14 protein-coding genes are annotated in these 11945 nt (G+C 29.8%); 9 read left to right on the forward strand and 5 right to left on the reverse strand.

Going from position 1 to position 11945, the window contains the following annotated elements:
• The first annotated feature begins 26 nt into the window (after nt 1-26).
• From hemL to CXF68_RS12505, 7 genes are all read left to right on the forward strand, one after another.
• Nucleotides 27-1316 carry a glutamate-1-semialdehyde 2,1-aminomutase gene (hemL, locus tag CXF68_RS12475; protein ID WP_101045161.1) on the forward strand — a complete coding sequence of 430 codons (1290 nt, stop codon included), beginning with the start codon at nt 27-29 and terminating at the stop codon, nt 1314-1316.
• A 7-nt stretch (nt 1317-1323) separates the two neighbouring features.
• Nucleotides 1324-1770, forward strand: a complete 447-nt coding sequence (locus tag CXF68_RS12480) for a protease complex subunit PrcB family protein (RefSeq protein ID WP_101045162.1) — start codon at nt 1324-1326, stop codon at nt 1768-1770.
• Nucleotide 1771: 1 nt separating this feature from the next.
• Nucleotides 1772-2797: a uroporphyrinogen decarboxylase gene (gene hemE, locus CXF68_RS12485; protein ID WP_101045163.1), complete on the forward strand. Its 1026-nt coding sequence runs from the start codon at nt 1772-1774 to the stop codon at nt 2795-2797.
• 24 nt (nt 2798-2821) lie between these two features.
• Entirely contained in the window at nt 2822-3439 is a 618-nt protein-coding gene (locus CXF68_RS12490) for a thioredoxin family protein (protein ID WP_101045164.1), read from the forward strand.
• Nucleotides 3440-3511: 72 nt separating this feature from the next.
• On the forward strand, nt 3512-4258 hold the full coding sequence (locus CXF68_RS12495; protein ID WP_101045165.1) for an EI24 domain-containing protein: 747 nt from the start codon (nt 3512-3514) through the stop codon (nt 4256-4258).
• A gap of 28 nt (nt 4259-4286) precedes the next feature.
• On the forward strand, nt 4287-5192 hold the full coding sequence (gene hemF / locus CXF68_RS12500) for an oxygen-dependent coproporphyrinogen oxidase (protein ID WP_101045166.1): 906 nt from the start codon (nt 4287-4289) through the stop codon (nt 5190-5192).
• A 227-nt stretch (nt 5193-5419) separates the two neighbouring features.
• Nucleotides 5420-6721 (forward strand): dihydrolipoamide acetyltransferase family protein, encoded by a 1302-nt coding sequence (locus CXF68_RS12505; protein WP_101045167.1) that lies wholly within the window; start codon nt 5420-5422, stop codon nt 6719-6721.
• A 49-nt stretch (nt 6722-6770) separates the two neighbouring features.
• On the opposite strand, the gene CXF68_RS12510 is transcribed toward CXF68_RS12505, so the two are convergent.
• From CXF68_RS12510 to CXF68_RS12530, 5 genes are all read right to left on the reverse strand, one after another.
• Entirely contained in the window at nt 6771-7448 is a 678-nt protein-coding gene (locus CXF68_RS12510; protein ID WP_101045169.1) for a GNAT family N-acetyltransferase, read from the reverse strand.
• Nucleotides 7441-8331: a TIGR01777 family oxidoreductase gene (locus CXF68_RS12515; RefSeq protein ID WP_101045171.1), complete on the reverse strand. Its 891-nt coding sequence runs from the start codon at nt 8329-8331 to the stop codon at nt 7441-7443. The genes CXF68_RS12510 and CXF68_RS12515 overlap by 8 nt, the downstream gene beginning before the upstream one ends.
• Nucleotides 8325-8903 (reverse strand): YdeI family protein, encoded by a 579-nt coding sequence (locus tag CXF68_RS12520; RefSeq protein ID WP_101045173.1) that lies wholly within the window; start codon nt 8901-8903, stop codon nt 8325-8327. Before CXF68_RS12520 ends, CXF68_RS12515 begins: the two co-directional genes overlap by 7 nt.
• Nucleotides 8903-10243, reverse strand: coding sequence for a M28 family metallopeptidase (locus CXF68_RS12525; RefSeq protein WP_101045174.1), 1341 nt, complete (start codon nt 10241-10243; stop codon nt 8903-8905). The genes CXF68_RS12520 and CXF68_RS12525 overlap by 1 nt, the downstream gene beginning before the upstream one ends.
• Nucleotides 10244-10331: 88 nt before the next feature.
• Nucleotides 10332-10679 carry a DUF6249 domain-containing protein gene (locus tag CXF68_RS12530; RefSeq protein ID WP_101045175.1) on the reverse strand — a complete coding sequence of 116 codons (348 nt, stop codon included), beginning with the start codon at nt 10677-10679 and terminating at the stop codon, nt 10332-10334.
• Between the two features lie 137 nt (nt 10680-10816).
• On the opposite strand from CXF68_RS12530, the gene CXF68_RS12535 reads away from it, so the two are divergent.
• A complete protein-coding gene (locus CXF68_RS12535) occupies nt 10817-11401 on the forward strand; it encodes an RNA polymerase sigma factor (protein WP_101045179.1) in 585 nt (194 codons plus the stop codon).
• Nucleotides 11388-11801, forward strand: coding sequence for a hypothetical protein (locus CXF68_RS12540; RefSeq protein ID WP_101045181.1), 414 nt, complete (start codon nt 11388-11390; stop codon nt 11799-11801). Before CXF68_RS12535 ends, CXF68_RS12540 begins: the two co-directional genes overlap by 14 nt.
• The last annotated feature ends 144 nt before the right edge of the window (nt 11802-11945 follow it).

Below are 11945 nucleotides of genomic sequence, written 5' to 3' on the forward strand. Positions count from 1 at the left end.
ATAAAAAAGATAACTGAAATTAAGTTATGGAATTTAAAAAATCACAAAAATTATATACTAAAGGATTAGTAAACTTAGTAGGAGCAGTAAATTCTCCTGTAAGAGCATTTACTTCAGTAGGAGGTAACCCTTTATTTATAAAAAAAGCAAAAGGAACTAAAATTACTGATGTAGATAATAATACCTACGTAGATTTAGTATTGTCTTATGGACCAATGATTTTAGGTCACCGTCATAAAAAAGTACAAAAAGCAATAACAAAGGCGTTAAAAAACGGATATTCATTCGGAGCATCGACTGAAAATGAAATTAAGCTCGCAAAAATTGTTTGTGATGCTTTTCCTGGAATGGATAAGGTTCGTTTTGTAAACTCTGGTACAGAAGCTGTATTAAGCGGAGTTCGTTTAGCAAGAGCTTTTACAGGAAAAGATAAAATTATAAAATTTGCAGGTTGTTATCATGGGCATCAAGATGCTTTATTAGTAGCAGCAGGTTCTGGTTTAGCAACATTAAGTTTACCTGGTTCTAAAGGGGTTCCTGAAGGAGCCGTTAAAAACACTTTAATTGCAAATTATAACGATTTAGATAGTGTAAAAGCACATTTTTCAGCCCATGATGATATTGCTGGAGTTATTTTAGAACCAGTTGCTGGTAATATGGGAGTTGTAATTCCTCAAGATAACTTTTTACCAGAACTAAAAGCGTATTTAGAGTCTAAGGGAGCGTTGTTAATTGTTGATGAAGTAATGACAGGTTTCCGTTCTAAATTTGGTGGAGCACAAGAACTATTAGGGGTAGAAGCTGATATTACTTGCTTAGGGAAAGTAATAGGAGGTGGTTTTCCGGTGGGGGCTTACGGAGCGCGTAATGAAATAATGGAAGAAGTAGCACCTTTAGGCGGAATGTATCAAGCAGGAACTTTATCTGGGAATCCGATTGCTATGGCAGGAGGAATTGCGACTTTAAGAGAATTGAAAAAGCAAAACCCGTATGAGAAATTTAATGAGGTAGCTCAAATTATTGAAGTATTCTTATTAGAGTCAGCTAAAAAACATGGCGTAGAAATTACCGTGAATAGATTTGGGTCTATGATTAATCCATTTTTCACAAATGTAACAGTAACTAATTTTAAAGAAGCTCAGACTTCAGATACTAAAAAGTTTGCAACATTTTTTTGGGAAATGATGAATAACGGTGTATTCTTACCACCGTCACAATTTGAAGCATGGTTCTTATCATCAGCTTTAACAGAAAAAGACCTTAAGAAAATAACAAAAGCTATTGATAAAGCAATGGAGGCTGTTGCTAAAATGTAATAGATATATGAAATTAGTAATAACTATTTTATTTAGTATAATGTTAACCTCTTGTCCTAATAAAAATCAAATAAATTTACAAGAAGAAGATTCATTTACTTCTTTATATAAAGGAAAAATGAATGGTTCAGAAAATATTAAAGAGAAGAATAAAGTTATTACATCAGTAAATGAATGGCAGTATTTCCTATCAACATTAAATATCGATAAGAACAATATTCCTGTTGTTGATTTCTCTAAAAATACATTAATTGTATTAATAGATAAAGTAAGGAACACAGGAGGGTTTGATATTGGGGTTGAAAAAATTAGCATTCAAGAGCGTAAATTAATAATTAACGTAAAGCATGCTGGCCCAAAACCAACAGATATGGTTACAATGGCAATAGAGCAACCTTTTCAAGTAATAAAGATTAATAAAACAAACAAAGAAATAATCTTTGTAACAATATAAGATGATAAAAAACGATTTATTTTTAAGAGCATTAAAAGGAGAAACTGTTGATCGCCCACCAGTATGGATGATGCGTCAAGCAGGAAGATATTTACCAGAATTTCAAGAAATCAAAAAGAAATATGATTTCTTTACACGTTGTCAAACACCAGAACTAGCATCAGAAATTACTGTACAACCTATTAGAAGGTATGGTATGGATGCTGCTATTTTATTTTCTGATATTTTAGTAATTCCACAAGCTATGAATATCGAGGTGCAAATGAAACCAGATTTTGGCCCTTATTTACCAAACCCAATTAGAGATCAAAAAGGGTTAGATACTGTAATAGTACCTGATGTTAATGAATCTTTAGGTTATGTGATGGAAGCTATAAAAGCAACCAAAGAAAAGTTAAATGATGAGGTTCCTTTAATAGGTTTTGCAGGATCTCCATGGACAATATTATGTTATGTAGTGCAAGGTCAAGGTTCTAAAAATTTCGATAAGGCAAAAGAATTTTGTTTTACAAAACCAGTTTTGGCACACCAATTGCTTAGTAAGATAACAGAGACCACAATTGCTTATTTAAAAGCAAAAGTAAAAGCAGGTGTAAATGCTGTTCAGATTTTTGATTCTTGGGGAGGAATGTTATCTCCAACTGACTATCATGAATTTTCATGGCAATACATTAATCAAATAATAGAAGCATTAAAAGATGATGCGCCAGTTATAGCTTTCGGAAAAGGATGTTGGTTTGCTTTAGACAAAATGGCTAAATCAAATGCGTCAGCTTTAGGAATAGATTGGACCTGTTCAGCTAGAAATGCACGTTATTTATCAGGTGGGAATATTACATTGCAAGGTAATTTTGACCCCTCTAGATTATTGTCTCCACCAGATGAAATTAAAAGAATGGTACACCAAATGATAAATGAGTTTGGTAAAGATAAATATATTGTTAACTTAGGGCACGGAATTTTACCTAATATTCCGCTTGAAAATGCAAAGGCATTTGTAGATGCGGTAAAAGAGTACAAAGTCTAATTTAATCCCTTTAAATTACTGAAAATGAATAAATTATTACTTTTATTAACCTTGTTGTTTGTAACACAAACTTTCTCACAAAAGAAAATATATTATAAAGATATAGTAGATGATTGTATAACGACATCAAGCACAGATGCGGCAATGCTAGATGATGTTGTGTATAATTGCATAAAAGATAAGTATATTTCTAATTATGATTTTACATCAATAAACGGAGAAACGATTAGTACAAAAGACATTAATGTACCTATTGTTTTACTTACGGCTGCTACCTGGTGTGCACCTTGTTGGGGAGAAATACCTGCATTGAATAAAATGGTAGAAAAATATGATGGTAAAGTGAAATTTATAATGCTTTTTTGGGATATGGAAAAAGGTGTTAAAAGAATGGCAGAAAAACTAGATAAAAGAATATTCTTAGTTCCATCTAAAGAAAAATTAAAAAATAAATCTTCAATAAGAATTTCTGGGTTTATTCATAAATTAGATTATCCTTCAGCGTATTTAATAACAGAAAACAAAAAAATATTAGATTTTAAAAGAGGTGCTTTAACTCCAACTAAAAGTAGATCTAAAGATGAAGCTAATAAAATTAATGAAAAAGAACTAGATGATTTTATTAAACATGTAGTTAAATAGATTTTTATAAAAAATATAAAAAACCTCTTTCTTATCGGAAAGAGGTTTTTTACTTTAGACAAAAAAATAAATATGATTAAAAATATAATAAAAGGAGTAAAAGCTTATTTCGGAGCATTTCAATTAATATCGAAGTTAAAATTATGGAAGTACTTTATTATACCAATAACGATTAGTGTTTTAATATCAACTTTAATAATAATTCTAGCCTATAGTTTATCTGATAACGTTGGACATTATGTTTCTAGTTTTTGGAAATGGGAATTTGGAAGGAGTGTATTTGAAATGATTAGTACTTTCTTTAGTGGGGTATTAATAGTTGTTATTGGCTTAGTTTTATACAAGCACATTGTAATGGCTTTATCGGCTCCTTTTATGAGTCCAGTATCAGAAAAAATTGAAGCTCATTTAAGCGAAGAAAAACATGAGCATAGAATAACTTCATTTCAAGAACAGCTAATAAGAGGTATAAGAATAAATGTAAGAAATCTTTTAAGAGAGCTTTTTTTAACAATTCCAATCTTACTAATTGGTATAATACCAGTTATAGGTATACTATCGACAGTATTGTTATTTCTTATGCAAGCATATTATGCTGGTTTTGGAAATATGGATTATACTTTAGAACGTCATTTTAAATATAAAGAGAGTATTCAATTTGTAAAAAACAATAAAGGATTAGCAATAGGTAATGGTATTGTATTTATGTTATTTTTATTAATACCAATTATTGGAGTTATTTTAGTTTTACCATTGTCAGTAACAGCAGCAACTACAGAAACTATTAAGAATATTAAAAGAAAAGAATTATTAGAATAAGTATTTTTGCTTACCAAGAATTAAATAAATGAAAGATCAGTTTTACACATATATTCAAAATTTACAAGATAGTATAACTTCTAAACTTGAAGAAGTTGATGGTGTTGCAAAGTTTAACGAAGATAACTGGAAGCGTACAGAAGGAGGTGGAGGAAGAACACGTGTAATAGAAAATGGAAATATATTTGAAAAAGGAGGAGTTAATATTTCTAAGGTATTTGGTGAGTTACCAGAAGCTTTACGTAAACAGTTTGGGGTAGATAGCGGTGATTTCTTTGCCTGTGGATTAAGTTTAGTGCTACACCCGAAAAATCCATTTGTACCTACAGTACATGCAAATTGGCGTTATTTTGAAATGTATGACGGAGAAGGGAATATTGTAACTCAATGGTTTGGTGGAGGTCAAGATTTAACACCTTATTACTTATTTAACGAAGATGCAACTCATTTTCATTCAGTTTGTAAAGACGCTTGTGATAAGCATAGTGCTGAGTTTTACCCGAAGTTTAAAGAAACATGTGATACCTATTTTTGGAATGATCACCGTAATGAAGCTCGCGGAATAGGAGGTTTATTCTTTGATTATTTAAAAGAAACTGATGAGTTTTCAATGCAAGACAGATATGATTTTGTAACCGAGGTCGGAAATAGTTTTTTGAATTCATATGTGCCCATTGCAGAAAAAAGAAAAGATATAATATATACTCAAGAGCATAAAGATTGGCAAGAAGTTAGAAGAGGTCGTTATGTAGAGTTTAATTTAGTGCATGATAGAGGAACCTTATTTGGATTAAAAACAAATGGACGCATAGAAAGTATTTTAATGAGTTTACCACCAGTTGTACAATGGAAATATAATCATCATCCTGAAAAAGGAAGTGAAGAAGCAAAATTACTTGAGGTTTTAGCAACTCCTAAAGACTGGATACAATAGTGCTTACTATTAAATAGTATGTACTGATAATCAGTAAAGTTGTTTTTAATGCGAAATATTTAAAATAAAATTGATTTAGCGAGTTTTAGTTTAATAAAATCTTAATTATGAGCTGTTTTTTATGAATTGTTCAAATAAAAATAAATCACAGTGTTTTTTTAGTCGCTAAAAGTTGAAAAAAATGCTAGGTTTTTAGTAACTTCGCAAACGTTTAAAAATTTTACATTATGGCTAGATACGAATTGAAGTTACCTAAAATGGGAGAAAGTGTTGCTGAAGCAACTATTACATCTTGGGTTAAAGAGATTGGAGAAACTATTGATATTGATGAAACAGTTGTTGAAGTAGCAACCGATAAAGTAGATAGTGAAGTGCCTAGTGAAGTTGAAGGAACTCTAGTTGAAATATTATTTGAAAAAGACACTGTTATTCAGGTAGGACAAACTATCGCTATTATAGAAACAGAAGGTGGTACAGAAACAACAAACGATAGTTCATCAGCTAATGTAGAAGTAAAAGAGGCAGTTGTTGCGGTTGAAAAATCGATAGAAGTTGCTAAAGATACTACTTCAGAAGCAATTGATACTTCATCTAGTGATCGTTTTTATTCACCTTTAGTAAAAAATATAGCAAAAACTGAAGGTATTTTTCTTGAAGAATTAGAAAAAATAAAAGGGACAGGTAAAGAAGGAAGAGTAACTAAAGCAGATATGCTTTCTTATATAGAAAATAGAGGAAGTCAGCCAAAAGCTGTTGTATCTCCTGCAAAAGTAGAAAAGCCGAAAGCCAAAGCTCAAGCAGCACCTGTTACATTAAGCGGACAAGACGAGATTATTGAAATGAGTCGTATGGGTAAATTAGTAGCCAAACATATGGTTGACTCTGTACAAACCTCAGCTCATGTTCAGTCGTTTATTGAAATAGATGTTACAAATATTGTTACTTGGAGAAATAAAGTAAAAAACGCTTACCAAAAAAGAGAAGGAGAAAAGTTAACATTTACTCCAATCTTTATGCAAGCAGTTGCACAAACAATAAAAAAACACCCAATGATTAATATTGCTGTTGATGGTGATAAAATCATTAAAAGAGGAAATGTTAATTTAGGTATGGCAGCAGCTTTACCTGATGGTAATTTAATTGTACCAGTAATTAAAAACGCTGATCAATTAAGTTTAGTTGGTATGACTAAACAAGTAAATGATTTAGCAGGACGTTCACGTGCTAATAAATTAAAGCCAGACGATATTCAAGGTGGTACTTATACCGTAACAAATGTAGGTAGTTTTGGAAGTATTACAGGAACACCAATTATAAACCAACCACAAGTAGCTATTTTAGCCTTAGGAGCTATTGTAAAGAAACCTGCAGTAATTGAAACACCAGAGGGAGACTTTATAGGTATTCGTCAAAGAATGATTGTAGCACACTCTTATGACCATAGAGTTGTTAATGGTGCTTTAGGAGGAATGTTTATAAAAACATTAAAAGAAATATTAGAATCTTGGGATGTAAATCAAGATTTTTAAATTAAACTATATTTTACTAAAAAGGCTTAAGAAATTTCTTAAGCCTTTTTTATTTTCTATTAAAATGCCACCAATTCATATCACGAGTTAATTTATAACCTAATTTTTCATAAAGGGGAATTGCACTATTTCCTTTTGTAGTGTGTAAAATAGGATGTTTATTATCTTTTATAATTTCTTTGGTAACATGAGTTGTTAATTGTTTAGCGTATCCTCTACGAGTGTATTCAGGATGTGTAACTACAGCACTAATTTCTACAAAGTCATTAGTTTGCATACGCTGGCCAGTAATAGAAACTAATTTATTGTCTTTAAAAATCCCAAAAAAATCTCCCATTTCAAAAGTTCTTTTTTTGAAGTATCCAGGCATTACCAACCAAACTAAATTATATATTTCGTTAATATGTTCGTTTGTAAGTGGAACAATGTTTTCAGTAATATCCACTTCAATTAAACTTTGCAATACCATTTGACAACCGTCAATTTTTCTATCTAAAGAAACAAATCTATCATCAAAAATTGGAGTTTCATTTTCGGTTACTAAGAAGAAACTATCAGTAAGTTTTGCATACTCATTTAAAGCATTCGCTGTTTTTGATATATCTGAGAATGCACCAAAAGGACAAATTTCAGGGTCATAAAATTGCACACCATCATAATTGATAGCAAATTTTTTATGAGTTTCATTTAAAGAATGCCAAACTGGATTTATTAGTTTATTATTCATTGTTATAAATATTTTTTAAGGAAGTCTTTAAATTAGGAAAGTTAAAAGAGTATAATTCATTTACTTTTTTTGATGAAACTCTACTACCTTTAATAAGGATACTCGACATTTCACCTAAAATTACTTTTAATATAAAAGAAGGTGCTTTAAATGGGAACATTGGTTTATTAATAACTTCAGCTATTGTTTTGGTAAAAGTTTCATTAGTATGATGCTCTGGAGCTATAGCATTGTATATTCCTGTAAAATTAGTGTCTTTTATAGCTTTTATATAAAGATTACATAAATCATCAATATGAATCCATGGCATGTATTGTTTTCCGTTTCCTAATGCAGCTAAAAACAAAGGAGTATTCATTTTAGATAAAGCTCCACCTGATTTAGCAAGTACAACTCCGGTACGTAAAATAGTTACAGGAACATTTAATTGGTTAAAATTAAGTGCAGACTTTTCCCATTCAACACAAACTTTAGAAATAAAATCATTTTCAGGAGCATCGGTTTCTGTGAAAATTTGTGGTGAAGTAACAGCACCATAATAGCCAATTCCTGATGCCGAAATAAAACCTTTCAAATCAATATTTAATTCTTTTACTTTTTTAAGTAACAAATCTGTAGATAGTACTCTACTATTAATAAGTTCTTTTTTACGTTTATTCGTCCAACGTTTATCAGCAATTCCTGCACCAGCTAAATGAATAATATGTGTAATGTTTTTAAAGGCATTATCATCAATATATTCTTCCGTAATATTCCATCCAAACTCATTTTTTAAAGTAGGAGTACGGGTAAGAATAGCAACTTCGTAATTTTTATCTTTTAATTTTTTTTGAAGATATTTTCCAACCAAACCTGTTCCACCAGTAATTAAAACCTTTACCATGTTCCTCTCATTTTTATATTCTCTTCACAAAGTCGAATGATTTCTGTAATTCTTTTTAAACGTGTTGTTTCTCTCTTTGCTTGATCTAACCAATATAAGTATCCTTTTTTATATGATTTTGCAAATTTGTTATAGTTGTTAAAAGCTATTGAGTTTTTATCAAACTCAATTTGTAGATCATCAGGAATAATTAAATTATCTACATTATCTAAAGCTGTCCAAGAACCATTTTTTTTGGCAATTTCTACAGATTTCACGCCAGTTTCATGAATTAATTTATTTGTAGTTAATTCTATGATGTATTTTTTATTTAAAGCACTCCAAACACTTTTAGGTTTTCTAGGACAAAAGTATTGTTGACGTTTACCATCTCCTAAACTTTTTACGGTAGAATCTATCCACCCGTAGCATAAAGCAACTTTAACAGCTTCCTCCCAACGCATTGAAGGTTCAGGGTTTTCAACTTTATAAAATATAAGATATATACCCTGGTATTTATCATAATTTTCTGAAAGCCAAGTTCTCCATTCGATATCCGTTTTAAAATAGAGTTGAATCTTTTTAGAAGCCATTATTTTCTAATAATTTTTGAAGGAAAACTAACGATGCTTTCATGTCCGTTTTCACCAACAGCAGCAACTCCAAAAAAGTAATTGTCAAGTACAATTCCTTCTAAAGTAAATTCATTAATATTATTTTTCACATACCTACTATTATCCCAAGTAGGAGAAGTAGTATCTCTCCAATAAATTTTGTAGCCTTTTACATTTGAAACTTTATCCCATTTTAATTTTGCAGCAGCTTCTACAATTCCTCCAATAGCTACATTTTTGGGAGAAGGAGGGGCAGATGCGATACTTGCTAAATTAATAGCATTAACAGCAGTTAATTTTTTAACATAATTAAAATTCACAAACTTAAGTCTATCACCATATTCAATGCCATTTTCTATACGAATATTTTGATGTTGTTGTGTGTAATTTTCATGAGCTTCCATAATTCTGATACCTGAAAAACCAGCATCGTTAAAAGGGCGATGATGTCCGCCACGACCAAACCTGTCTAAACGATAAATCATTTTAGGATTCATCTCAGGCATATATGTTTTGGTAGTTTTATAAACGTAACGAGCTAACTGACGAGAAATTCCATCAACTTCACCACCATAAAATCGACGTGCTTTTCGTTGTTGTTCAGTTTCGGTAGTTGGTGTTGGTTCAGAAAAAATTCTAAATGTGCGATTATCTATTACGCCATCTACACCTTTTATATTACCAATCATATCATTATTAATAACGCCGATGATATTCCAATTCTTGTTTTTCGCATAATTAGCTAAGCCTTTTCCTCCGAACAAACCTTGTTCTTCACCGGATAAACCAACATAGACAATACTATTATCAAATTTATACTTGCTTAATATACGAGCAGCTTCAATTGTACCAGCTATACCAGAAGCGTTATCATTTGCGCCAGGAGCATCATCAGTATAATTATTAGGATCAGTAATTCTAGAATCAATATCACCACTCATAATTATATAATTATTAGGATTTTTTGTTCCTTTTTGAATAGCAACTACATTAACAACCCAAACATCTTTAGTAATTCTTTTATTAGCTCCTTTTTTAACCAAATCTTTTTGGTTAAAAACAGTTAAACAGTTATTACAATCTTTAGAAATAGTTTCTAGTTCATATTTAATCCAACGACGAGCAGCACCAATACCTCTGGTGTTTGAAAGTGTATCACTTAGTGTATGACGAGTACCAAAATTAACAAGAGTTGTTATATCAGCTTTAATTCTATTAGTAGATATTGTATTAATAATATCATACATTTTAGTATCTGTTTGTGCTTGAAGTACTGCTATTGAAAGTAAACAGCATAAAAAAAAGAATATTTTTTTCATTTAATAGATTTTAGACAACTAAAATACAAAAGAAAAGAGGATGAAATTTAATTTCATCCTCTTTTTAAAAACGTAATATGCTTACTAATTATTCGTTATCTAATTTTTTTGTTAAGTTAAAACCAGCAAATAAACCTAATCCAGCCATAAAAAATATCATTGCAGGGTAAATAGCTTCAGCATCCATAGTTGTATAAGTATCTATTATAAGTGCCAAAAATACACCTAAACCAATTCCCATTAATAGTAGTGCTAAGTTTAAAACAATTACTCTTCCTGTTAATGTTGATTTTTTTCTTTCTCCTTGCATAAAAATTTTAGCATCTACTCCTTTTTCAATTAATGCTAAACGCTCTTTATTACGTGTAGAGTAGAATAAATAAAAGATTCCGAAAATTATTGCGAATAAGAACATAAATACAATTGCTACTTCCATATTTTTAATTTTAAATGATTATTTTTAATGTGTTTGCAAGTATGACCATAGACTTATAAAAAAGGTTACAGAAAAATTAAAAAACTTTTTTCGAAAATAATGTAACCTTTTAAAACAATATACAGTCAAAGATTAAAATGACTACTAAAAACGACCAAACATATATTAATGAAGTGCTAAATGGTAATACCAATGCATTTTCTATTTTAATAGAAAAGTATAAGGTTATGGTATTTACTTTGGCTTTAAAAATGGTAAAGAGTAGGGAAGAGGCAGAAGAAATTTCTCAGGATACTTTTATTAAAGCTTTTAAAAATTTAAATAAGTTTAAAGGAGAATCAAAGTTTTCGACATGGTTGTATAAAATTGGTTACAGAACTTGTTTAGATAGTTTAAAAAAGAATAAAGAGAAATATAATACTGATACTATAGATGAAATTACAATTAATAAAATAAAATCTACAGAAGGTATTTTAGAAGGTATTGAACGAAAAGAACGTGCAGAGATAATAAATAAATGTATGTTAAGTTTACCAGAAGACGAACGTTCTATTTTATGGATGTTTTATTTTGAAGAATTGAGTTTAAAGGAAATTATAGCTATAACAGACTTTTCAGAAGCAAATGTAAAAGTAAAGTTACATAGGGCTAGAAAAAGGTTGTTAAATATTGTAAAACAAAAAGTTGAACCCGAATTAATAAATCATTATGGGAGAAGATAAAAACATAAATGAATTAGATGCTTTTTCTAAAAAGTATATTAAGGAAATAAAGATAGAAACACCATCAATAGATTTTACAGCTAATTTGATGGATACATTATTACAAAAAGAAAATTCTGAAATTTATAAAGCCACTGCTTTAATATCAAAAAAAGTGTGGTTTGTTCTTGTAGGGGTTTTAGGAGTATGTATTTTATATGTATCAAGAGGAACTTCTTTAACATGGATGAAAATGCCTAAAGTTAATTTAGATTTTTTCTCTAGAATTCAAATTCCTAATTTATTTGAAGGTATTACTGTTTCTAATACAATGCTATTTGCTTGTTTCTTTTTTACATTAATGTTCTTTGGACAGATTTACTTATTAAAAAACCATTTCACAAAGAATTTAAATGTGTAAGGTCTTTTAATGAGTTGAATAAATTTTAAAATAAGAATGTTTGTTCTTTGAAAATCACATTAAATATAAATAAAACCACCAATTATTTCTGAATGAAAAAATTGGTGGTTTTCTATTTTTAATAATCTTAAAAGATATAAAGTT

Origin of the sequence: Tenacibaculum sp. Bg11-29, assembly GCF_002836595.1 — a bacterium.
Classification (GTDB): domain Bacteria; phylum Bacteroidota; class Bacteroidia; order Flavobacteriales; family Flavobacteriaceae; genus Polaribacter.